General features: G+C 70.3%; 25 protein-coding genes. 21 read left to right on the forward strand and 4 right to left on the reverse strand.

Features of this window, described 5'->3' with window-relative positions:
- The first annotated feature begins 4 nt into the window (after positions 1 to 4).
- The 7 genes from rpsE (at position 5) to BLV39_RS05275 (ending at position 6,446) form a co-directional block, all read left to right on the forward strand.
- Positions 5 to 619: a 30S ribosomal protein S5 gene (gene rpsE / locus BLV39_RS05245; protein WP_090787945.1), complete on the forward strand. Its 615-nt coding sequence runs from the start codon at positions 5 to 7 to the stop codon at positions 617 to 619.
- Positions 619 to 801 (forward strand): 50S ribosomal protein L30, encoded by a 183-nt coding sequence (rpmD, locus tag BLV39_RS05250; protein WP_090787949.1) that lies wholly within the window; start codon positions 619 to 621, stop codon positions 799 to 801. Before rpsE ends, rpmD begins: the two co-directional genes overlap by 1 nt.
- On the forward strand, positions 801 to 1,244 hold the full coding sequence (gene rplO / locus BLV39_RS05255) for a 50S ribosomal protein L15 (RefSeq protein ID WP_090787952.1): 444 nt from the start codon (positions 801 to 803) through the stop codon (positions 1,242 to 1,244). Before rpmD ends, rplO begins: the two co-directional genes overlap by 1 nt.
- Before the next feature lie 230 nt (positions 1,245 to 1,474).
- A complete protein-coding gene (gene secY, locus BLV39_RS05260; protein WP_090787955.1) occupies positions 1,475 to 2,803 on the forward strand; it encodes a preprotein translocase subunit SecY in 1,329 nt (442 codons plus the stop codon).
- Positions 2,803 to 3,456 (forward strand): adenylate kinase, encoded by a 654-nt coding sequence (locus tag BLV39_RS05265; protein WP_090787958.1) that lies wholly within the window; start codon positions 2,803 to 2,805, stop codon positions 3,454 to 3,456. Before secY ends, BLV39_RS05265 begins: the two co-directional genes overlap by 1 nt.
- A 16-nt stretch (positions 3,457 to 3,472) precedes the next feature.
- Complete coding sequence (map, locus tag BLV39_RS05270; RefSeq protein ID WP_090787961.1) at positions 3,473 to 4,330, forward strand: type I methionyl aminopeptidase; 858 nt, start codon at positions 3,473 to 3,475, stop codon at positions 4,328 to 4,330.
- A gap of 130 nt (positions 4,331 to 4,460) precedes the next feature.
- Complete coding sequence (locus tag BLV39_RS05275) at positions 4,461 to 6,446, forward strand: S9 family peptidase (protein WP_218137073.1); 1,986 nt, start codon at positions 4,461 to 4,463, stop codon at positions 6,444 to 6,446.
- Here the strand turns inward: BLV39_RS05275 and BLV39_RS05280 are convergent.
- A complete protein-coding gene (locus BLV39_RS05280) occupies positions 6,431 to 7,207 on the reverse strand; it encodes a class I SAM-dependent methyltransferase (RefSeq protein WP_090787965.1) in 777 nt (258 codons plus the stop codon). The two genes, BLV39_RS05275 and BLV39_RS05280, sit on opposite strands and share 16 nt — an antisense overlap.
- A 57-nt stretch (positions 7,208 to 7,264) precedes the next feature.
- On the opposite strand from BLV39_RS05280, the gene BLV39_RS05285 reads away from it, so the two are divergent.
- The 9 genes from BLV39_RS05285 (at position 7,265) to truA (ending at position 12,571) form a co-directional block, all read left to right on the forward strand.
- Positions 7,265 to 7,780, forward strand: a complete 516-nt coding sequence (locus tag BLV39_RS05285; RefSeq protein ID WP_090791151.1) for a DUF1707 SHOCT-like domain-containing protein — start codon at positions 7,265 to 7,267, stop codon at positions 7,778 to 7,780.
- 198 nt (positions 7,781 to 7,978) lie between these two features.
- A complete protein-coding gene (gene infA / locus BLV39_RS05290; RefSeq protein WP_007073013.1) occupies positions 7,979 to 8,200 on the forward strand; it encodes a translation initiation factor IF-1 in 222 nt (73 codons plus the stop codon).
- 94 nt (positions 8,201 to 8,294) lie between these two features.
- A complete protein-coding gene (gene rpmJ, locus BLV39_RS05295; protein WP_023358216.1) occupies positions 8,295 to 8,408 on the forward strand; it encodes a 50S ribosomal protein L36 in 114 nt (37 codons plus the stop codon).
- 152 nt (positions 8,409 to 8,560) lie between these two features.
- Positions 8,561 to 8,941, forward strand: a complete 381-nt coding sequence (gene rpsM, locus BLV39_RS05300; RefSeq protein WP_090787968.1) for a 30S ribosomal protein S13 — start codon at positions 8,561 to 8,563, stop codon at positions 8,939 to 8,941.
- A 19-nt stretch (positions 8,942 to 8,960) separates the two neighbouring features.
- A complete protein-coding gene (gene rpsK, locus BLV39_RS05305; RefSeq protein WP_030329919.1) occupies positions 8,961 to 9,368 on the forward strand; it encodes a 30S ribosomal protein S11 in 408 nt (135 codons plus the stop codon).
- A gap of 14 nt (positions 9,369 to 9,382) precedes the next feature.
- The gene (gene rpsD / locus BLV39_RS05310; RefSeq protein WP_090787970.1) at positions 9,383 to 10,009 is read left to right on the forward strand and encodes a 30S ribosomal protein S4; all 627 of its coding nucleotides are present in this window, start codon (positions 9,383 to 9,385) and stop codon (positions 10,007 to 10,009) included.
- Between the two features lie 102 nt (positions 10,010 to 10,111).
- Positions 10,112 to 11,134: a DNA-directed RNA polymerase subunit alpha gene (locus BLV39_RS05315; protein WP_090787972.1), complete on the forward strand. Its 1,023-nt coding sequence runs from the start codon at positions 10,112 to 10,114 to the stop codon at positions 11,132 to 11,134.
- Positions 11,135 to 11,166: 32 nt separating this feature from the next.
- Positions 11,167 to 11,682: a 50S ribosomal protein L17 gene (gene rplQ, locus BLV39_RS05320; protein ID WP_090787974.1), complete on the forward strand. Its 516-nt coding sequence runs from the start codon at positions 11,167 to 11,169 to the stop codon at positions 11,680 to 11,682.
- Between the two features lie 70 nt (positions 11,683 to 11,752).
- Entirely contained in the window at positions 11,753 to 12,571 is an 819-nt protein-coding gene (gene truA, locus BLV39_RS05325; RefSeq protein ID WP_239083723.1) for a tRNA pseudouridine(38-40) synthase TruA, read from the forward strand.
- 25 nt (positions 12,572 to 12,596) lie between these two features.
- On the opposite strand, the gene BLV39_RS05330 is transcribed toward truA, so the two are convergent.
- Positions 12,597 to 13,337: a hypothetical protein gene (locus tag BLV39_RS05330; RefSeq protein WP_143049648.1), complete on the reverse strand. Its 741-nt coding sequence runs from the start codon at positions 13,335 to 13,337 to the stop codon at positions 12,597 to 12,599.
- Positions 13,338 to 13,446: 109 nt separating this feature from the next.
- Between BLV39_RS05330 and BLV39_RS05335 the strand changes: the two genes are divergently transcribed.
- Genes BLV39_RS05335 through BLV39_RS05355 form a run of 5 tightly spaced genes read left to right on the forward strand, consistent with a single transcriptional unit; the run spans position 13,447 to position 18,732 of the window.
- Positions 13,447 to 14,067 (forward strand): class I SAM-dependent methyltransferase, encoded by a 621-nt coding sequence (locus tag BLV39_RS05335; RefSeq protein ID WP_090787980.1) that lies wholly within the window; start codon positions 13,447 to 13,449, stop codon positions 14,065 to 14,067.
- 27 nt (positions 14,068 to 14,094) lie between these two features.
- Positions 14,095 to 15,774, forward strand: coding sequence for an ABC-F family ATP-binding cassette domain-containing protein (locus BLV39_RS05340; protein ID WP_090787982.1), 1,680 nt, complete (start codon positions 14,095 to 14,097; stop codon positions 15,772 to 15,774).
- Between the two features lie 19 nt (positions 15,775 to 15,793).
- The gene (locus tag BLV39_RS05345) at positions 15,794 to 16,813 is read left to right on the forward strand and encodes a lysylphosphatidylglycerol synthase transmembrane domain-containing protein (RefSeq protein ID WP_090787984.1); all 1,020 of its coding nucleotides are present in this window, start codon (positions 15,794 to 15,796) and stop codon (positions 16,811 to 16,813) included.
- 48 nt (positions 16,814 to 16,861) lie between these two features.
- Complete coding sequence (locus tag BLV39_RS05350; RefSeq protein WP_090787986.1) at positions 16,862 to 17,995, forward strand: glycosyltransferase; 1,134 nt, start codon at positions 16,862 to 16,864, stop codon at positions 17,993 to 17,995.
- A complete protein-coding gene (locus BLV39_RS05355) occupies positions 17,992 to 18,732 on the forward strand; it encodes a class I SAM-dependent methyltransferase (protein ID WP_090787988.1) in 741 nt (246 codons plus the stop codon). Before BLV39_RS05350 ends, BLV39_RS05355 begins: the two co-directional genes overlap by 4 nt.
- Positions 18,733 to 18,781: 49 nt before the next feature.
- Here the strand turns inward: BLV39_RS05355 and BLV39_RS05360 are convergent, their stop codons facing one another.
- Together BLV39_RS05360 and BLV39_RS05365 are read right to left on the reverse strand one after the other, a co-directional pair.
- A complete protein-coding gene (locus BLV39_RS05360) occupies positions 18,782 to 20,290 on the reverse strand; it encodes a hypothetical protein (RefSeq protein ID WP_090787990.1) in 1,509 nt (502 codons plus the stop codon).
- Positions 20,291 to 20,303: 13 nt separating this feature from the next.
- Positions 20,304 to 21,257 carry a glycosyltransferase family 2 protein gene (locus BLV39_RS05365; RefSeq protein WP_176984776.1) on the reverse strand — a complete coding sequence of 318 codons (954 nt, stop codon included), beginning with the start codon at positions 21,255 to 21,257 and terminating at the stop codon, positions 20,304 to 20,306.
- Positions 21,258 to 21,298: the final 41 nt, after the last annotated feature.

Below are 21,298 nucleotides of genomic sequence, written 5' to 3' on the forward strand. Positions count from 1 at the left end.
GCTGATGCCAGGTCAACAGCGCCGTGGCGGCGGGTCCGGTGGCAACGAGGGTGGTCGCCGCGACAACCGCCGTGAGGGCGGCCGCGGAAACGCGCCCGTCGAGAAGACTCCGCACCTCGAGCGGGTCGTCGCGATCAACCGTGTCGCCAAGGTCGTCAAGGGTGGTCGGCGTTTCAGCTTCACCGCCCTGGTGATCGTCGGCGACGGCGACGGCACGGTCGGCGTCGGGTACGGCAAGGCCAAGGAGGTGCCCGCGGCGATCGCCAAGGGTGTCGAGGAGGCCAAGAAGCACTTCTTCAAGGTGCCGCGGATCGCCCAGTCGATCCCGCACCCGGTGCAGGGCGAAGACGCCGCTGGCGTGGTGCTGCTCAAGCCGGCCTCGGCCGGTACGGGCGTCATCGCCGGTGGGCCGGTCCGCGCGGTGCTGGAGTGCGCTGGCATCCACGACGTGCTCTCCAAGAGCCTCGGGTCGTCCAACCCGATCAACATCGTGCACGCCACCGTGGCGGCGCTCAAGGCGCTCGAGTCGCCGGAGGCTGTCGCCGCCCGTCGTGGCCTGCCGGTCGAGGACGTGGCTCCGGCCGCGATGCTGGCCAGCCGGGCTGGGGTGAGTGTGTGATGGCACGGCTCAAGGTCACTCAGGTCCGGTCCGGGATCGGGTCGAAGCACAACCAGCGGGAGTCCCTGCGGTCGCTCGGCCTGAAGCGGATCAACGACGTGGTGGTCAAGGAAGACCGGCCCGAGATTCGGGGCATGATCTTCAAGGTCAACCACCTCGTGAAGGTCGAGGAGGTCGAGTAATGACCATCAAGGTTCACCACCTGCGTCCGGCCCCCGGCGCCAAGACCGACAAGACCCGGGTGGGTCGCGGTGAAGGCTCCAAGGGCAAGACCGCCGGTCGCGGCACCAAGGGCTCCAAGGCCCGGAAGAACGTCCCGGCGTCGTTTGAGGGCGGGCAGATGCCCATCCACATGCGGCTGCCGAAGATGAAGGGCTTCCGCAACCAGAACAAGGTCGTCTTCCAGGTCGTCAACCTGGACAAGCTGGCCGAGCTGTTCCCGAACGGCGGCGAGGTCGGCCCGGCCGAGCTCGTCGACGCCGGAGCGGTCCGCAAGGGCCACCCGGTCAAGGTGCTCGGCAGCGGCGACCTGGGTGGCGTATCTCTCCGACTCACCGCGCACGCGTTCAGTGCGTCGGCGAAAGAGAAGATCGCCGCCGCTGGTGGCGCCACCACCGAGCTGTAGCGCGGACAGGGGCGCGGCGCCGACGGTCCAAAGACCGTCAGGTGCCGCGCCCCTCCGGCGTTGATCCGGAGCTAGGTGGCCGGATATCGTTTTTGATGGATGGGCGCGGCCAGCCGGTCACCGCCCGAGCCAGATAAGTTAGAGTCCGTTCCCGACAGGGTGTCGGACCACTACCGACAGCCACCCCGAGCCGCCACGTCCCCGGCGGTCGCCCGCGCAGGAGGAAGACGTTGCTCTCCGCATTTATCAGTGCGTTCCGCACGCCTGACCTGCGCAAGAAACTATTGTTCACAGTCGGGATCATCGCGGTCTACCGACTGGGCGCCACGCTGCCCAGCCCGGGCGTTTCCTACGGAAACGTGCAGAAGTGCATGGACCTGATGGCGAACAACAACGCAGGTGGCGTCTTCAACCTGCTGAACCTGTTCTCCGGCGGTGCGCTGCTGTCGCTGTCGGTCTTCGCGCTCGGCATTATGCCGTACATCACAGCCTCGATCATCTTGCAGCTGTTGACCGTCGTGATCCCACGGCTGGAGCAGCTCCGCAAGGAGGGTCAGGCCGGCCAGGCGAAGATCACGCAGTACACCCGCTACCTGACGCTGGGCCTGGGCATCCTCCAGGCGTCGGCCTTCGTGGCGCTCGCCCGCTCGGGTCAGCTCTTCAACAACCAGTGCGACCAGTTCCCGATCGTCCCGAACACCGCGCTGCCGACCTGGGTCACCCTGGTGGCGCTGGTCGTGACGATGACCGCCGGCACCGGCGTGGTCATGTGGCTGGGCGAGCTGATCACCGACCGCGGCGTCGGCAACGGCATGTCGGTCCTGATCTTCACCTCGATCATGGCTCGCCTCCCCAGCGAGGGCTGGCAGATCAAGATCAGCCAGGGCTGGTGGAAGTTCTTCCTGGTGATCGCGCTCGTCCTGCTGATCATCTTCTTCGTGGTCTTCATCGAACAGGCCCAGCGCCGGATCCCGGTGCAATACGCCAAACGGATGATCGGCCGGCGGATGTACGGCGGCACGTCCACCTACATCCCGCTCAAGGTGAACCAGGCCGGCGTCATCCCGGTCATCTTCGGGTCGTCGTTGCTCTACCTGCCCGCGTTGCTGCTGCAGTTCTACGACCGCAACAACCTCAACGGCTGGCAGTCGTGGATCCAGAACAACCTGGTCGACCCCACCAGCTACATCTACATCACGCTGTACTTCCTGCTGATCATCTTCTTCACCTACTTCTACGTGTCGATCACGTTCAACCCGACTGAGGTTGCGGACAACATGAAGAAGTACGGCGGGTTCGTGCCGGGCATCCGGCCGGGCAAGCCGACAGCGGAGTACCTCGACTTCATCCTGAGCCGGATCACCCTTCCCGGCGCGCTCTACCTGGGTGTCATCTCGATCCTGCCGAGCTTCTTCTTCATCTGGCTCGACCGTCAGCAGTACATGAACTTCCCGTTCGGCGGCACCGCCGTGCTGATCATGGTCGGCGTCGGGCTGGAGACGGTGAAGCAGATCGAGAGCCAGCTCATGCAGCGGAACTACGAAGGGTTCCTGCGCTAGTGCGAATTGTTCTCGTAGGTCCTCCGGGCGCGGGAAAGGGGACGCAGGCCGAATTCATCGCCGCGCACCTGGCCGTGCCCAAGATCTCGACCGGGGACATCTTCCGCGCGAACGTCTCGCAGGGGACGCCGCTCGGCGTCGAGGCCAGGCGCTACATGGACGCCGGCAAGCTGGTGCCCGACGAGGTGACCATCAACATGGTCCGGGAGCGGCTTGCCGAACCCGACGCCGGCGAGGGCTTCCTGCTCGACGGTTTCCCGCGTACGACGCCCCAGGCGGCCGCGCTCGACAAGCTGCTGGCCGACCTGGGCACCGCGCTCGACCTGGTGATGGAACTCGTGGTCGACGACGACGAGGTGATCCGGCGGCTGTCCGGCCGGCGCACCTGTCGCGGCTGCGGCAAGATCTGGCACGTCGAGTTCGACGCGCCGACGCGGGAAGGCATCTGCGACCGCTGCGGCTCGAAGCTCTTCCAGCGCGACGACGACAAGGCCGAGACGATCGCCAAGCGGCTGGTGGAGTACGCCGAGAAGACCGCGCCCCTGGTCGACTACTACGGCGCGCAGGGCAAGCTGGTCGGCATCGACGCCACTGGGCCTGTCGAGGACGTCACCGTTCGGGCGATCGACGCGTTGCGGTCGTACGGCGGTTAGCGGTTAATCTCGATTGATGCGCCGACACCAGCTGGACATTCAGCTGAAAACCCCTGAGCAGATCGACCTGATGCGCCGGGCCGGCCTGGTCGTGGCCAGCGCTCTGGCCGCGATGCGGGCCGCGGTGGCGCCGGGCGTGACCACCGCCGACCTGGACGCGGTCGCCGAGCGGGTGATCCGCGACGCGGGCGGGACCCCGTCGTTCAAGGGCTACCACGGCTACCCAGGCTCCATCTGTTCCTCGGTCAACGAGCAGATCGTGCACGCCATCCCGTCGCCGAGCCAGGTGTTGCGCGAGGGAGACCTGATCTCGCTGGACTGCGGTGCCATCCTCGATGGCTGGCACGGCGACGCGGCGATCACCGTGCCGGTCGGCGACGTCGACCCGAAGCTGCTGAAGATGGCCTCGGTCGCCGAGGACTCCATGTGGGCCGGCATCGCGGCCGCGGCCCGTGGGGTGCGCTCCGGACGCGGCCGGCTGACCGACATCAGCCACGCGGTGGAGACCGCGGTGCGGGCCGGCGGCAACTACGGCATCGTCGACGGCTACGGCGGGCATGGCATCGGCACCGAGATGCACCAGGACCCGCACGTCCTCAACCACGGCCGACCGGGCCGCGGGATCAAGCTCTCGCCGGGCCTGTGCCTGGCGATCGAGCCGATGATCACGATGGGCTCGCCACGCTCGGTCGAGCTCGACGACGGCTGGACCGTGATCACCCGCGACCACTCGGTGGCCGCGCACGTCGAGCACTCGATCGCCCTGCTCGCCGACGGCGTCTGGGTGCTGACCGCGGTCGACGGCGGCCGGGCCCGGCTCGGCGACCTGCTCTCCGCCCGAGCTTCCGCGTCGTCCGCGTCCGCACCCTCCTGACCACGGGGCCAACCACCGCCCTACTGTTGATCTATCTTGGGGCATGGATTTTCCGGCGCTGCGAGCCAGGACACGGAACTTCACGGTAGGTCTGCCAGGACAGTTCGCCATCCGTGGCGACGGGCGGCAAGTGCTCTTCGCCCGCAGCCGCGCCGGCGACGATCCGGTCGCCTGCTTGTGGGCCTACGACGTCGCGTCGGCACGGGAGCGGCTTCTGCTCGACCCGCGTGAGCTCGGGCACGACGAGTCCGCGTTGCCCCCGGCCGAACAGCGGCGCCGGCAGCGGAGCCGGCAGGCCGCCGGCGGCGTGACCGGCTTCGCCAGCGACCGCACGCAGTCGGTGGTCTCGCTGGCCCTCGGCGGCGAGCTCGTCCTCGTGGAGCCGGACAGCGGCGTCGCCCGGACCCTGCCCACCGACGGCGGTGTGGTCGACCCCTGGCCGGATCCGGACGGCCGGCTGGTGGGCTACGTCAGCGGTGGCGGTCTGCACCTCATCGGCGTGGACGGCACGGGTGCGCGCACGCTCGCCGCGCCGGACGGGCCGGCGGTCGGCTACGGGCTGGCCGAGCACGTGGCGGGCGAGTCGATGCACCGGTACCGCGGCTGGTGGTGGGCGCCGGACGGTCGGCGGGTGGCGGTGGCCCGGGTGGACGAGAGCCAGGTCCAGGTCTGGCACATCGCCAACCTGGCCGAACCGACAGCCGCGCCGATCGCGTTGCGCTACCCGGCCGCGGGCACCGCCAACGCCGACGTCAGCCTGCACGTCGTCGACCTCGACGGCGGCCGCGTCGAGGTCGAGTGGGACCGGCGGACGTTCGAATATCTCACCGGTGTCTGCTGGGATCCCGCGGGCCTGACTGTCGCGGTGCAGAACCGGGCCCAGACCAGCGTCCGTGTGCTGCGCGTCGACCCGGACACCGGTGCGTCCAGCGTCGAGCACGAGCAGGACGACCCGGCGTGGGTCGAGCTGGTGGCGGGCACCCCGGCCCGCACCGGGAGCGGTGCGCTGGTCTGGACGGTGGATCGCGACGAGACCCGGCACCTGCTGGTCGATGGTGAGCCGGTCACGCCGGCGGGGCTCCAGGTCGACGCGATCCTGGCCGTCGAGGGCGACACCGTGCTGTTCGCCGGGTCGACCGAGCCGACGCGGCGACACGTCTGGTCCTGGTCCGCCCCGAGCGGCGTCACCTGCCTGACCGGTGTGGACGGCGTGCACGACGGACTGCGGACCGGCGGGACCACGGTGCTGGTCAGCCGGAACCTTTCCGAGCCCGGCGTCCAGGTCACCGTCCGGGCCGACGGGGGCACGCCGACTGCGCTGGCCGGCCTGGCACTGTCCGCGCCGGTCGAGCCGCGCCCTGACCTGTTCGAGGCCGGTGAGCTGGGCCTGCGTACCGCGGTGTTGTTGCCGACCGGCCACCGACCCGGCGGGCGGCGGCTGCCTGTGCTGCTCGACCCCTACGGCGGCCCGGGCGCCCAGCGGGTGCTCGCCGCCCAGTCCGCGTACCTCACCTCGCAGTGGTTCGCCGACCAGGGCTTCGCCGTCGTGGTGGTCGACGGGCGGGGCACGCCGGGCCGCGGACCGCGCTGGGACAAGACGGTGCACGGTGACGCCGGCGCCGCCGCACTCGAGGACCAGATCGTCGGCCTGCGGGCCGCGGCGCAAAGGCATCCGGACCTGGACCTGACCCAGGTCGCCATCCGCGGCGGCTCGTACGGCGGCTACCTCGCCGCCCGCGCCGTGCTGCGTCGTCCGGACGTATTCCACGCCGCCGTCGCCAGCGCCCCGGCGACGGACATGCGGCTCTACGACACCCACTGGCAGGAGCGGTTCTTCGGGCACCCGGACGACAACCCGGACACGTACGACCGTGACTCGCTGATCGCCGACGCACCCGGGCTGTCCCGGCCGTTGCTGCTCATCCACGGGCTGCTGGACGACAACGTGCATCCGGCACACACGCTGAAGCTGTCCGCGGCCCTGCTCACCGCCGGCCGCCCGCACCAGTTGCTGACGCTGCCGACCAGCAGCCACATGTTCACCGGAGACGAGGCGGCGCACGTGCTGGAGATCGAGGTGGACTTCCTGCGCGACGCGCTTCAGCGGCAGAGGTAGGCGGTGGCCCCACCGGTCACCGGGAAGCTGCCGTGCGCCGTGATGTGCGCGTCGGCCCGCCTCTCCACCTCGGCCAAGACCTCCGCGCGGCGGCCGGCGGGCACCGCGATCGCCTCGGCCGGCAGGCTCTCGAGGTAGCCGCGGACGACGGCTGCCGCCGGCACCGGCACCAGTTGGCCCAGGTCGCGCTTGTCGACCTCGGCGAAGACGGTGGGCAGCAGCAGGTCGGCCTGGTTCGTGCGGAACCGCTGGCCGTCCCACGCCATGCGCACCGGTGTGCCGAGCAGGTCACCCGTGACGTCCGCGAGCAGTGTGTCGAGCTCGTATCCGTGCCGCGTGCTGTTGGTGACGACGACCACGCGGCCCCCGGGCCTGGTGATCCGGCGCAGCTCGGCCAGGGCCAGCGGGATGTCCGGGACGTGGTAGAGCATGTGTGGTGCGAGAGTGACCTGCGCGGCGCCCGTCCGGATCGGGATGGTCTGTGCGTCCGCGACCGCCGTCGCCGCTCCCGATGCCGATCGGGCGGTTGCCGCCATGCCGGGCGACAGATCGAGTCCGACCAGCGGCCCGCGGTGCCCACGGTCCCGCAGCGCGCCCAGGTAGCGACCGTTTCCGCAGCCCACGTCCACGACCGTCGCATCCGCGGCGACGTCGACGAGCTCCAGCACCCGCCCGACTAGCGGCGCTTTGGTGCCGTACGCCCAGATTCCCTGACGGGTTCGGAGATTCTCGTCGTTGACGTAATTCGCGGAGACATTCATGAGCCCGCACGTTAGTGGTCCGCCGGTGGCATCCTCAGGGGTATGGACCGGCGCCAGATGCGGGCGGGTGACTCGGATCGGCAGCACGTTGCCGACCAACTCCGGACGGCCCTGGAACTCGGGCGCCTGGACCTACCCGAATACGACGAACGGCTGCAGAAGACCTACGCGGCGAAGACCTTCGGCGACCTCGACGGACTGCTCGACGACCTCCCGGACACCTCCGCTCCCACCGCCGACTCGCAGCTCATCGTGCCCAGGCGCAACGACGCGCTGGTTCCGGACGTCGACGGCCGGTTCCCGAACGCCACCGCCCGGTGGCTGGCGCATACTTGGGACGGCTACTTCGCCACGGTCGCGATCGTCGTCGCGATATGGGCAGTTATCTGCCTGATGACAGCGGAGTGGCTCTACTTCTGGCCGGCGTGGGTGGCCGGGCCGTGGGGCGCGGTTCTGCTGGTCTCCACGATCGGCGGGCTGGCCAGCGGCGAGCCGCAGAAGTGGGCCTCCGGGCAGGCCCGCGAGCACAAGCGCAAGCGGGCCAAGGAACAGCGCGAGCTCGAAGAAGACTGACTTCGGCTGCCGTTCGACGCCGGTTTGGCGTCGATGCGTACCCCCGCGTAGTATGTAGTGTCGGCGCACAGCGTCCGCTCTGTCATGCCCGCCATCGCGCTTCGGCGGTCGACAGGGCCCGCGGCTGGCCTGGGCGATCCCTCGCTCGGGAGACTCTGTGCACCGTTCCGGAACACCGACGTCAGGACAGCGGAGGATATGCCGAAAAAAGACGGGGCCATCGAGATCGAGGGTCGGGTCATCGAGCCATTGCCGAATGCCATGTTCAGGGTTGAGCTCGCCAACGGCCACAAGGTACTGGCTCACATCAGCGGCAAGATGCGGCAGCACTACATCCGCATCCTGCCCGAAGACCGGGTTGTGGTGGAGCTCTCACCCTATGACCTGACTCGTGGGCGCATCGTCTACCGCTACAAGTAACACCTGGCGACGGGACATCCAGTCCCCGTCCGTTACGACGGTCCGGCATGCCATTGCGGCGCCGCCGGGCGTTGATGGGAAGTAAAGGCAAACCGTGAAGGTCAAGCCGAGCGTCAAGCGAATCTGCAACAAGTGCCGCGTCATCCGCCGGCACGGCCGGGTCATGGTCATCTGTGACGACCCGCGCCACAAGCAGCGCCAGGGCTAAGTCCCGGGCGGCAATACAAACGAACAAGCTCGTCCCAGCCGCGGGAGCAAGGCGACTCGTGGCACACCCTTGGCCGGAGGCCAGGGCCCGCGCGGGCACGCGGGGCGGGATGGGCACAGACCTCCGCGAACACACGAGGAGTACGCCCGCACATGGCACGTCTAGCCGGCGTTGACCTCCCGCGCGACAAGCGCATGGAGATCGCGCTCACTTACATCTACGGGGTCGGTCGGACCCGCGCCAAGGAAGCCCTTGGCGCTACCGGCGTTTCCCTGGACAAGCGTGCGAAGGACCTCTCGGACGAGGAGCTTGTTCAGCTCCGCGACTACATCGAGGCCAACTTCAAGGTTGAAGGCGACCTGCGCCGCGAGGTCGCCGCTGACATCCGCCGCAAGGTCGAGATCGGCTGCTACGAGGGCATCCGGCACCGTCGGGGTCTCCCCGTTCGTGGCCAGCGGACTCGCACCAACGCACGTACCCGGAAGGGTCCGAAGCGGACCGTCGCCGGCAAGAAGAAGCCCGGCAAGAAGTAACTAGGAGCGCAGAAGACTTATGCCACCGAAGGCTCGTGCCGGGGCCGCTGTAAAGAAGGTCCGGCGCAAGGAACGCAAGAACGTCGCCCACGGGCAGGCGCACATCAAGAGCACCTTCAACAACACCATCGTGTCGATCACCGACCCGACTGGTGCGGTCATCTCCTGGGCCTCCGCGGGCCAGGTTGGCTTCAAGGGCTCCCGCAAGTCGACTCCGTTCGCCGCGCAGCTGGCCGCCGAGGCCGCCGCTCGTCGGGCCATGGAGCACGGCATGCGCAAGGTCGACGTGTTCGTGAAGGGTCCCGGTTCCGGCCGGGAGACCGCGATCCGTTCGCTGCAGGCCGTGGGCCTCGAGGTCGGCCAGATCGCCGACGTCACCCCGCAGCCGCACAACGGGTGCCGTCCGCCGAAGCGTCGTCGGGTCTGAGAGGTTAGAGGAAAATGGCTCGTTATACCGGTGCTGACTGCCGCCGTTGCCGGCGGGAGAAGATGAAGCTGTTCCTCAAGGGCAGCAAGTGCGACGGCCCCAAGTGCCCGTTCGAGTCCCGGCCCTTCCCGCCTGGACAGCACGGCCGTGGCCGCACGAAGGAGACCGAGTACCTGCTCCAGCTTCGTGAGAAGCAGAAGGCCCGCCGCGTGTACGGCGTGCTGGAGAAGCAGTTCCGCGGTTACTACGAGGAAGCCGTCTCGAAGAAGGGCAAGACCGGCGAGGTCCTGCTCCAGATCCTCGAGTCGCGCCTCGACAACGTGGTCTACCGGGCTGGCCTGGCCAAGTCCCGCGACCACGCGCGCCAGCTGGTCAAGCACGGCCACTTCGTGGTCAACGGCAAGAAGGTCGACATCCCGTCGTACCGCGTCCGGGAGCACGACATCGTGCAGGTGCGGGAGAAGTCGCAGGACCTCACCCCGTTCATCGTGGCCCAGGCCGAAGCCGGTTCGAAGACCGTGCCGGCGTGGCTCGAGGCCATCCCCACCCAGCACAAGGTGCTGGTGCACTCCCTCCCGGCCCGCCAGGTGATCGACACCCAGGTCCAGGAGCAGCTGATCGTCGAGCTCTACTCCAAGTAGCGCTCGGTGGCTCCGCGCCGCCGCCGTTTCGCGGCGGCGGCGCGGAGCAACCATCAGGCGACCGTCAAATAGTGGGCGGTCCCGAACGAAGGAAGAAACGAAGTGCTCATCACCCAGCGGCCGACTCTCTCCGAGGAGTCGATCAGCGAGACCCGTTCCCGGTTCACCATCGAGCCGCTCGAGCCCGGCTTCGGCTACACGCTCGGCAACTCGCTCCGGCGGACCCTGCTCAGCTCGATCCCGGGCGCGGCCGTCACCAGCATCAAGGTCGACGGCGTCCTGCACGAGTTCACCACCATCCCGGGCGTCAAGGAAGACGTCGTCGAGCTGGTCATGAACGTCAAGGAGCTGTGCGTCAGCTCCGAGCACGACGAGCCGGTCAGCATGTACCTGCGTAAGCAGGGCCCCGGCGACGTGACCGCGGGCGATATCCAGCCCCCGGCCGGCGTCTCGGTGCACAACGCGGACCTCAAGCTGGCGACGCTCAACAGCAAGGGCCGGCTCGACATGGAGCTGACCGTCGAGCGGGGTCGTGGTTACGTGACCGCGAACCAGAACAAGAGCGCGGGTGCCGAGATCGGCCGGATCCCGGTCGACTCGATCTACTCGCCGGTGCTGAAGGTCACCTACAAGGTCGAGGCGACCCGTGTCGAGCAGCGCACCGACTTCGACCGGCTGATCATCGACGTCGAGACCAAGCCGTCGATCGGCCCGCGCACCGCCCTGGCGTCCGCCGGCTCCACCCTGGTCGAGCTCTTCGGCCTGGCTCGTGAGCTCGACGAGACCGCCGAGGGCATCGACATCGGCCCGTCGCCGCAGGACGCGCAGCTCGCTGCCGACCTGGCCTTGCCGATCGAGGAGCTGGACCTCACCGTCCGCTCGTACAACTGCCTCAAGCGCGAGGGCATCAACACCGTCGGTGAGCTCATCGGGCGCACGGAGGCCGACCTCCTCGATATAAGGAATTTCGGTCAGAAGTCGATCGACGAGGTCAAGATGAAGCTCGCCGGCATGGGTCTGGGCCTGAAGGACTCGGCGCCCAACTTCGACCCCGCGCACGTCGTGGACTCCTTCGGCGAGGTTGACTACGACACCGACGACTACCGCGAGACCGAGCAGCTCTGACACCCCGCTGCGACACCTGAGGAGCACCAACGATGCCCACGCCCACCAAGGGTCCCCGCCTCGGCGGTAGCCCGGCGCACGAACGGCTGTTGCTGGCCAACCTGGCCACTGCGCTGTTCCGGCACGGGAAGATCACTACGACCGAGACGAAGGCGAAGCGCCTGCGTCCGCTCGCCGAGCAGCTGATCACCAAGGCCAAGCGCGGTGACCTGCACGCCCGGCGCCGGGTGCTGACCGTCGTCCGGGACAAGGACGTGGTCTTTGCCCTGTTCGATGACATCGCACCGCGGTACGCCAACCGCAGCGGCGGCTACACGCGGATCATCAAGACCGTCCCCCGCAAGGGCGACAACGCTCCGATGGCGATCATCGAGCTGGTCGAAGAGCTCGCCGAGGCGCCCGCCGCCCCGGCGAAGAAGGCGGCCCGCAAGGCCACCGCGCAGCGCGACAAGGTCGAGGCGCTCACCCGCGAGGAAGAGCCCCCGTCCGCCACGTCGACCGAGGCACCGGTCTCCACCGAGGCCGAGGCCAAGGACGACGACAAGTAAGCAGCAGCACGGCACGACGATGAAGGCGCCCTTCGCGGGGCGCCTTCTTCGTCTCATCAGGGGGTACGACGTGCGAGCGCGACTGGACATCGCCTACGACGGCACCGACTTCTCCGGCTGGGCGGTGCAGCCGGAGCGGCGTACGGTCGCGGGCTCGATCCTGGCGGTCCTGGAGCAGGTGCTCGGCGCGGGCGTGGCGACGGGACTCACGGTGGCCGGCCGCACCGACGCCGGGGTGCACGCCACCGGCCAGGTCGCGCACGTCGACCTGCCCGACCCGGTGTGGGCGGCGACCGGGCCGACCCTGCTGCGCCGGTTGGCGGGGCTGCTGCCGGGCGACGTGCGGGTGACCGCGCTGGCCGAGGCGCCGCCCGAGTTCGACGCCCGGTTCTCCGCGACGTTCCGCCGGTACGAGTACCGGGTCACCGACGCGCCCTGGGGTGCCGAGCCGCTGCGCCGCCGCGACACCCTCGCCTGGCCCCGCAGCCTCGACCTGGAGCGCCTCAACGCGGCCGCCGAGGGTCTGCACGGCGAACACGACTTCGCGGCGTTCTGCAAGCGCAAGGAGAACGCCACCACGGTGCGGGAAGTGACGCGGCTGGAGTGGCACCGGGTGGTGGCCGACGGCGTGCTGGTCGCGACCGTCCAGGCTGACGCGTTCTGCCAGGCGATGGTGCGCAGCCTGGTCGGCGCGATGCTGGTCGCCGGCGACGGCCGCCGCCCGCCGGAGTGGCCGGCCAGCCAGCTCACCCGGCGCGAGCGCAGCAGCGCGGTGACCGTCGCTCCGCCGCACGGCCTGGCCCTGGTCGCGGTGGGCTATCCCGAGGAGCCGGGCGCGCTGGCCGCCCGCGCCAACGCGACGCGCCGGCTCCGAACGCCCGCCTCTTAGGCCCCGCCTTCTTAGGCCCTGCCTCTTAAGATCCCGCCGCCCGGCGGTCCAGGACGCGGGTGCGTAGGTGTTGCTCGATCAGGTCGGAGAGGACCTGCCGGGCGGTCGGGTCGTCCGGGTAGATCTTGCCGCCGTCGGTGCGGGCGATCACCGCGTACGCCAGGAAATGCCCACGGGCGTGCCAGCCGAGTTGGGCGGTGTCGCGGGCCAGGCCGCCGGTGCCGCTGCCGGCCGGCAGACCGCGCAGTCGACCGCTCTCGGCGTCCAGCAGCGACTTGATCCCGCCGCGCACCGTCTCGGCGCCGTCCGCGTCGGACAGGTTGAGCAGCCCGGCGGTGACCGCGTAGTCGCCGTCGGGGGAGCGCAGCGTCGCCCGCACCACCTGGTTGCAGCCGGCCGCCTCGAGCAGCGGGACGACCTCGCCCTCGGCCGCACCGGCACAGCGCTCCAACGTCTGCACCCGCAGCACCCGGTAGCGCGCGCCGGTCGGCCCCGCGACCACCACCGAGCCGGGGAACACCTCGCCCGCGGTCAGCGGGCGAGGGTCGTCGGCCCGCGAGGTCAGCTCGCGCAGCACGGTGGCGGCGGCCGGCTGCCCGGTCGCCTCGGCCCCGGCGACCGGCGGATCGTCGCCGGCCACCAGGTAGGTGCCATAGCCACACAGCGCGAGCACCGCCAGTGCGGTGAGCACGCAGGTGGGCCGCCATTGCCGCGGTGGCCGCCAGTCCGGTGACCGCCAGGCCGCGAGTACGCGCCCGAGAAGCACGCGGGCCACGCTAGGCGGTGGGACCGGCCGGACGGCCGGAATTCGGTCGGCTCCCGTCGAACGGGTGGCGCCCATTCGAGTGACCGCCTCGTGGGCGAGAATGCGAGGCGTGACCGGGGACCATTACTTCACCGCCGAGCCGGACGCCGCCACTGCGGGTGCCGAGCGCACCGTCGAGTTCGCCGCCGGCGGCCACGAGTTCCGCCTGCGCGCCTCCGGCGGGGTGTTCTCCGCCGGCCGGCTCGACCCGGGCACCGCGGTGCTGCTGCGAAAGGCCGACCTGCCCGACCGCACCGAGAGCGGCGCGCTGCTCGACCTCGGCTGCGGCTACGGGCCGATCGCCTGCGTGCTCGCCACCGTCGCCCCGTCGGCCACCGTCTACGCGATCGACGTCAACGCGCGCGCCCGCGCTCTGGCGGCGGCCAATGGCGCGCCGCTCGGCGTGCGGGTGTCGGACCCCGAGGGGGTCGACGACAGTGTCGGGTTCGCACAGATCTGGACGAACCCGCCGTTCCGGGTCGGCAAGACCGAGCTGCACGCGCTGCTCGGCCGCTGGCTGCCCCGGCTCGCGCCCGACGGCGTCGCCTGGCTGGTCGCGGGCCGGCACCTGGGTGGCGACTCGCTGCACCGCTGGCTGGAGGACGAGGGCTGGCAGGTGACCCGGCACGCGAGCCAGAAGGGCTTCCGGGTGCTCCGGGTCTCGTCGCCGGGCGGAATTGACGCGACGTAGGGCGGCTTTGTACTGCACCATTTCGGCGTGGGCTACATCGATGTTGCCGGCGTCGGGCATGTGCTGCCCGACGGCCGCGAGCTTTTCGCTGACGTCTCGTTCCGGGTGGGCGAGGGTGCCAAGGTGGCCCTCGTCGGCCCCAACGGCGCCGGCAAGACCACGCTGCTGCGGATGGTCGCCGGCGACCTGCCGGTGCACACCGGCGTGGTGGCCCGCTTCGGCGGGCTCGGCGTCATGCGGCAGTTCATCGGCATGGTCGGCGACGAGACCACGCTCCAGCAGCTCGTGCTCTCGCTCGCGGCGCCGCCGCTGCGCGCGGCCGGTGAGCGGCTGAGCAAAGCCGAGACCGCCATGCACGCGGCCGAGCTGCGCGGCAAGTTCAGCACGTCGGCGGGCAAGGCGCAGGTGGCGTACGCGGACGCGCTGGCCGCCTGGGGCGAGGCCGGTGGCTACGACGCCGAGGTGCTGTTCGACACGGTGTCGACGATCGTGCTCGACAAGCCGTGGGAGGAGACCCGGCAGCGGCCGGTGCGCACGCTCTCCGGCGGCCAGCAGAAGCGGGTCGCGCTCGAGCTGCTGCTGCGCGGCGCCGACGAGGTGCTGCTGCTCGACGAGCCCGACAACTTCCTCGACGTACCCGGGAAGCGTTGGTTGGAGGCCCGGCTGCGCGAGTCGGCCAAGTCGGTCCTCTATGTCTCCCACGACCGCGAGCTGCTGGCGCAGACCGCCGACCGGGTGGTCGCGGTCGAGGGCGGCAGCGCCTGGGTGCATCCCGGCGGCTTCGCGTCGTGGCACGACGCCCGGCTGGCCCGGCACGAGAAGCTCGAGGAAGACGGGCGGCGTTGGGAAGAGGAGCATCAGAAGCTGCGTGAGCAGATGCTGATGTACAAGCAGAAGGCCGCCTACAACTCCGACATGGCCTCGCGCTACCGGGCCGCACAGACCCGGCTGCGCAAGTTCGAAGAGGCCGGCCCACCGCCGACTCCGCCGCGCGACCAGGACATCCGGATGCGGCTGACCGGCGGGCGCACCGGCAAGCGGGCGGTGATCTGCTCAGGGCTCGAGCTCGACGGGCTGACCTACCCGTTCGACCTGGAGCTCTGGTACGGCGACCGGCTGGCGGTGCTCGGCGCCAACGGCACCGGCAAGTCACACTTCCTGCGGCTGCTGGCCCGCGGTGGCACCGACCCGGACCCGGCCAACCTGCCCGTCGACGGTGGCGAGAAGCTGGCCGCCGTCGCGCACGGCGGAGTGGCCCGGCTCGGCGCCCGCGTGCGGCCGGGGCACTTCTCGCAGACTCACGACCGGCCCGAGTTGATGCCCAAGACCCTGGTCGAGATCCTCTGGCGCGGTGACGAGCACCGCGACGGGCTCGACCGGCAGCAGGCGATGAAGGTGCTGGGCCGCTACGAGCTGGCCGGGCAGGGCGACCAGCGGTTCGGCACGCTGTCCGGTGGCCAGCAGGCGCGCTTCCTGGTGGTGCTGCTGGAGCTGTCCGGCTGCACGCTGCTGCTGCTCGACGAGCCGACCGACAACCTCGACCTGGCCTCGGCGGAGGCGCTCGAACAGGGCCTGGCGGCATTCGCGGGTACGGTCATCGCCGTCACCCACGACCGCTGGTTCACCCGCTCCTTCGACCGGTTCATCCGGTTCGCCGGCGACGGCGAGGTCACCGAGACCCCGGAGCCGGTCTGGGGCGATGCGTGAGACTGGGTAGGGTGCTCCTGTGTCCGCCCCCGCCTCCGCCCCGGCTCCGGTGAAGAAGCGCAAGTCCGTCCTGCGCCGGGTCGTCGAGATCGCCATCACGGCGGCCTTCGTGGCCTACGTCGCGTACTCGGTGAGCAAGCGCTGGTCCGAGGTGCAGGGCGTGCTCGGCGAGCTGTCGGTGCCGGCGATCGCGCTGTCCCTGGTCGGCTCGCTGGCCGCGGTCTGGTGCTCGTTCCTGGGCTGGCGGGTGCTGCTCGCCGACTTCGGCAGCCACGTGCCGCTCACCGGTGCGATGCGGATCTTCTTCGTCGGCCAGCTCGGCAAGTACCTGCCGGGCAAGGTCTGGCCCGTGCTGACCCAGATGCGGCTCGGCAAGGCGTACAACGTGCCGGGCCGTTCCTCGGCCGCCGCCGTGCTGATCACCATGTTCATCACGCTCGGCACCGGCCTGCTGCTCACGGCCGTGATGCTGCCGCTGCTCGGCGGCGAGGCGTGGCGCAACTACTGGTGGACCCTGCTCACCGTGCCGGTGGCCGTCGTGGTGCTGCTGCCGCCGGTGCTCAACCGGCTGCTGGGGTTGGCCATGCGGCTGGCCCGCCGCGAGCAGATGCCCAAGCCGCTGTCCGCCCGGGGGATCGGGCTGGCGGTGTTCTGGGCGGTGGCCACCTGGCTCTGCTACGGCGCGCACCTGTGGGCGCTGCTCCTCGACTTCGGCGCGGGCGGCTCCGACCTGATCATCCGGTCGGTCGCCGCGTTCGCCGGCGCCTGGTCGATCGGTTTCCTGCTGGCGATCGCTCCCGCCGGTCTCGGCCCCCGGGAGACGGCGCTGGTGGTGCTGCTCGCCGGGTCGGTGACCGAGCCGGTGGCCCTGGTCGCCGCGCTGGTGTCCCGCCTGCTCATGACGGTGGCCGACCTCGCCTGGCCGGCGGTGGCACTGCTCACCGACCGTAAGCGCCGGCGTCCGATCGTGACCGCACCCGACATCGATACGGTGCCGGACCCCGCACCCGCCGCATCGACCGCGGTCGCAGGCGAATAGCGCCTACCGCCACCTGCCCTGGTCGCGCGGGTCCGTTACGCTACCGCGGTGCGCTGGCTCGCTTTCGGTACTTACGACGTCCATCGCCACCCCCGCGTCGGCGTCCTGATCGAAGGTCTCCGGGCGGCCGGTGACGAGGTCGTCGAGGTCAACGTCCCGCTTGAGCTCGACACCGCGGGGCGCGTCGCCATGCTGCGCCAGCCCTGGCGGCTGCCCAAGCTGGCGTGGCTGCTCGCGCGCTGTTGGACGTTGCTCGCGGTGCGTGCCCGGCGCGCGCCGGCGGCCGACGCCGTCCTGGTCGGCTATCTCGGGCACTTCGACGTCCGGTTGGCGCGGCGGCTGTTCCGCCGCACGCCGATCGTGCTCGACCACCTGGTCTCGGCGGCCGGCACGGCCCGCGACCGGAGCCTGACGGCCTCGGGCGGCGGTGGCCTCAAGTCCAAGCTGATGCGCTGGATCGACCGGGGCGCGTTGGGCTCCGCCGACGTGGTCGTGGTCGACACCGACGAGCACCTCGCCGCGCTGCCCGCCGATGCCGCCCCGCGTGGCGTCGTGGCCCTGGTCGGCGCCGGCCAGCAGTGGTTCGCCGCGCGCCCCGATGCGCGTCCCGGTGGTCCGCTCAAGGTGATTTTTGTCGGTTTGTTCACGCCGTTGCACGGCACCTCTTATCTCGGCGAGGCGCTGGCCGAACTGGCCGGCGACGACCGGATCGACGTGACCATGGTCGGCAAGGGGCAGGACTACGAGGCCTGCCGCGCCGCCGCGGCCGCCAACCCGCGCGTCACCTGGATCGACTGGGTCACCGCCGAGGAGTTGCCCGGCCTGGTCGCCGCGCACGACGTCTCGCTCGGCATCTTCGGCACCACCGACAAGGCGCAGAACGTCGTGCCGACCAAGGTCTTCCAGGGCGCCGCCGCCGGGTGCGCGATCATCACCTCGGACACCGCGCCGCAGCGCCGCACGCTCGGCGACGACGCGCTGTTCGTGCCGCCGGGTTCCGCGCAGGCACTGGCCGCCGCGCTGCGTTCCCTGGCCGACGACCCCGCGCTGCTTGCCGCATACCAGGCCAAGGCGGCCGCCCGCGCGGTCGACCAGTTCGCCGCCGCCACCGTTGTCGAGCCGATCCGCGTGCGGGTCGGCAGCACCTCCACCCAGCCACCCGCCATGCAGGAGACCCGATGACAACCCCGCAGATCCCGCCCCTGGCCCCTCGGGCCGCGCTGCGCTGGAACGTCGTGCGCCGGGTCGTAGCCGACCTGAACCCGACGACCATCCTGGAGCTGGGCTGCGGGCAGGGCGCGATGGGCAGCCGGCTCGCCGGGATGGGCACCTACCTGGCCGCCGAGCCCGACGACGAGAGCTTCGAGACCGCGCACGCGCGGATCACCCCGCTGGGCGGCACGGTGATCCACGGCGACCACAACAAGGTCCCCGAGGGCACGACGTACGACGTGGTGTGCGCGTTCGAGGTCCTGGAGCACATCGCCGACGATGCGGGCGCGCTGGCCGGCTGGATGCCGCTGGTCAAGCCCGGCGGGCACCTCGTGCTGTCGGTGCCGTCCGAGCCTGACCGGTTCGGCGCGTGGGACGAGCTCGTGGGCCACTACCGCCGCTACGACGCCGCGTCGCTGACCGCCCGCCTCACCGACGCCGGCGGGGTCGAGGTCCAGATGATCCACTACGGCTGGCCGCTCGGCTACCTGCTCGACTCGGTCCGCGACCGGCTGGCCGGCGGCAAGACCGCCGAGGGCGACACCGCTGAGGAGCGCACCTCCGGCTCGGGCCGCATCCTCCAGCCGAGCGGTGCCGCCGCCGGCACCCTGATCAAGGCAGCGGTCGCGCCGTGGATCGGCCTCCAGCGCCTCCGCCCGGGCAAGGGCCCGGGCCTGGTCGCGGTCGCCCAGCGCCCCCTCGCCTGACAACCAAAAAGCCGCCGCCTCGACGAGGCGGCGGCTTTTTCATGGCTTGCTAAGGGGTGATCTCGCCGGCCTTGAGGTCGGAGATCTTGACCAGCGCGTACGTGCCGTCCTTGGCGACGGCGCGGTCGCCGATGTTCGGCTGCAGCCACTTCGGGACGCGGCGGAGGTCCATCAGCACCAGGTCGGTGGGGTTGGCCTGCGTGCCGTCCAGAACCTCGGGCGTGACGGCCTCGGGCTCGAGGTTCCAGTAGTAGGCGTACCAACGCGGTGTCGACAGCCCACCACCAGCGACCCAAGCGACCTTCTGGCCCGGCCCGGGGCCGTTCTCCGAGACGAGCGCGCCGGCGTCCGTGGGCTGCTCGACGTACGTGCGGTCGACCCGGCCGGTCACGATCACCGCGAGCGCGGCGACCAAGGCCAAACCGGCGGCCGCGACGCCGGCCAGGGTGGCACGACTCGGCATTCGGGTGGCCAGCCAGGTGATCACCCGGTCCAGCAGCGTGCCCATCCCTACCAGGCCGAGGATCAGCACCGGGTAGTTCCAGTACTCGTGGATGTAGGCGCCGTTGTTGAGGATGATCGTCCAGAAGCCCTGGAACACGACCGCGAAGGCCATGAAGAGCCGCGTGCGCTTGTCGAGCAGGCCGGCCACCGTGCCCACGACGAGCAGCACGAGGTACCAGATCGGCAGGAGCGTGTCGAGGTAGTGGACCTGGCGGCCGGCGAACTGGCGCGCCGTGAACGTGCCGCCCTGCGTGCGGAACTCAGCCTGGTTGGTCAGGTCCGCGATGCCGCTGACGCCCACGATGAAGGTCAGGCTGATCGCCAGGCCGACCACCATGGCGCCGCCGATCCAGAGCACCACCCGGTCGATCCGGCGGCGGCCGATCAGCAGCCACAGGCCCATCGCCCCGGCGAAGCCGATGCCGGGCCAGGAGACCAGCGTCGAGAGCAGGGCCGCGACCACGCCGACCGCCAGCAGCCCGCGCGACGGCTGGTAGTCCTTGCGGCGGGCGATCACGACGACAGCGGAGATCAGCAGGATCGGGCCGAGGTCGAACATGATCGGCGCGTAGACCCAGAAGAACGTCGTCGACGCCATCAGGCCCACCGCGAGCAGCGTGGCCGACCAGCGCAGGCCGAGCCCGCGCAGCAGCAGCGCGCCGGCCGGGACGATCAGCAAAGCCAGGAGGTACGGCGAGAGCCAGACCTCGATCGGCTGGTCGCCGGGGAACGAGCCGAACAGCGCGGTCAGGATGTTCAGCAGCGGCGGGTGGTGCGCGTAGGCCGAGTTGGAGTAGGGCTCCCAGTCGGCGCTGAAGTCCGAGCCGACGATGCCCTTCTCGTGCAGGTTCGCCAGGTGCAGCGCGTACCGGCTGATGATCCGGCCCATGTGGTTGTCGCCGAAGGGCAGGTTGAGCCGGGGGATCCAGGTCGCGGCGAGCACCAGCGTGATCGCACCGACGCCGAGCCAACCCCAGCGATCCTCCTTGGCGGAGGTGGGCCGGGGCGGCTCTTCCGTGGTCTTCTCAGGGGTGGCAACGTCGGTTGCGGTCATCGGGGGGCAGCCTCTATTCGGAGCGCGACCGCACGATGAGGTCGGCCAGCAGGGCCACGGCCCCGATGATCAGGCCAGCCATCAGGATCATCGTCGTGTTGTTCGCGACCCGCACCGGGTGCGCGATCACGTCGTAGATGATCTTGACGAGGCCGATGCCGATCAACCACAGCGCCGGCGGCATGAGCACCTTGAGCGGGTTGAAGTACATGACCATGCGGACGACCTGGAGGATGTAGCGGTAGGCGTCGCGGACGAAGTGGAACTTCGACGAGCCGGCGCGCTTCGCGTAGTCGATCGCCACGTATCGCACGTCGTGCTGGTTGTGCAGGAACGCCATCGTGATGGTCGTCACGCAGGAGAACCCGGGCGGCAGCAGGCGCAGGTAGGGCAGTGACACCTCGCGGCGGAACGCGCGCAGGCCCGAGTTGAGGTCGGGGATCTTCTGGCCGGCGAGCCGCTCAGCGATCTTGCGGATGACCCACTTGGCCGGCACCCGCAGCATCTTGTGCGTGCCCTGCTCGCTGGTCCGCGCACCGACCACCTGGTCGATGTTCTGGTCCTTCTCGAGCAACTGCACGAGCTCGGGGATGCGCTCGTTGGGGTAGGTCATGTCGGCGTCGGTCCACACGACGATCTCGCCGCGCGCCTCCCGGGTGCCGATCCGCCGGGCAGTGCCCGAGCCACCGTTGCGGTGGAACGGCATCACGCGCAGGCTCGGGAAGCGCACCTCGGCTTCGCGAAGGACGGCGAGCGTGTTGTCGGTCGAGCAGTCATCGATCGCGAGTAGCTCGTAGCTGTATCCACTGCGGTCCATCGCCGCGGAGATTCGCTCGATCTCCTTGAGCACATGGTCCTGCTCGTTGTAACACGGCAGCACGACCGTCACGTCCAGCCGCTCCGGCGCCGTGACGTCGGCTGGTTCCGCAGCGGAAGACCGCTGCAGGAACCGGTTAGGTGCCGTCATTCCGGTCCACGCTCCCATCGGGGGGCGACCGAATCGAATGG

This window comes from Asanoa ishikariensis (assembly GCF_900107455.1).
In the GTDB taxonomy this organism is placed as follows: Bacteria; Actinomycetota; Actinomycetes; order Mycobacteriales; family Micromonosporaceae; genus Asanoa; species Asanoa ishikariensis.

Bases quoted from the DNA above. Each gene is read 5' to 3' on its own strand.
- BLV39_RS05365 (WP_176984776.1), bottom strand. From the start codon at position 21,257: ATGACGGCACCTAACCGGTTCCTGCAGCGGTCTTCCGCTGCGGAACCA.
- BLV39_RS05285 (WP_090791151.1), top strand. From the start codon at position 7,265: ATGCGGGCGGGTGACTCGGATCGGCAGCACGTTGCCGACCAACTCCGG.
- rpsK (WP_030329919.1), top strand. From the start codon at position 8,961: ATGCCACCGAAGGCTCGTGCCGGGGCCGCTGTAAAGAAGGTCCGGCGC.
- infA (WP_007073013.1), top strand. From the start codon at position 7,979: ATGCCGAAAAAAGACGGGGCCATCGAGATCGAGGGTCGGGTCATCGAG.
- rpsE (WP_090787945.1), top strand. From the start codon at position 5: ATGCCAGGTCAACAGCGCCGTGGCGGCGGGTCCGGTGGCAACGAGGGT.
- rpsM (WP_090787968.1), top strand. From the start codon at position 8,561: ATGGCACGTCTAGCCGGCGTTGACCTCCCGCGCGACAAGCGCATGGAG.
- rplQ (WP_090787974.1), top strand. From the start codon at position 11,167: ATGCCCACGCCCACCAAGGGTCCCCGCCTCGGCGGTAGCCCGGCGCAC.
- rpsD (WP_090787970.1), top strand. From the start codon at position 9,383: ATGGCTCGTTATACCGGTGCTGACTGCCGCCGTTGCCGGCGGGAGAAG.
- BLV39_RS05355 (WP_090787988.1), top strand. From the start codon at position 17,992: ATGACAACCCCGCAGATCCCGCCCCTGGCCCCTCGGGCCGCGCTGCGC.
- rpmD (WP_090787949.1), top strand. From the start codon at position 619: ATGGCACGGCTCAAGGTCACTCAGGTCCGGTCCGGGATCGGGTCGAAG.
- rplO (WP_090787952.1), top strand. From the start codon at position 801: ATGACCATCAAGGTTCACCACCTGCGTCCGGCCCCCGGCGCCAAGACC.
- BLV39_RS05280 (WP_090787965.1), bottom strand. From the start codon at position 7,207: ATGAATGTCTCCGCGAATTACGTCAACGACGAGAATCTCCGAACCCGT.
- BLV39_RS05360 (WP_090787990.1), bottom strand. From the start codon at position 20,290: ATGACCGCAACCGACGTTGCCACCCCTGAGAAGACCACGGAAGAGCCG.
- map (WP_090787961.1), top strand. From the start codon at position 3,473: ATGCGCCGACACCAGCTGGACATTCAGCTGAAAACCCCTGAGCAGATC.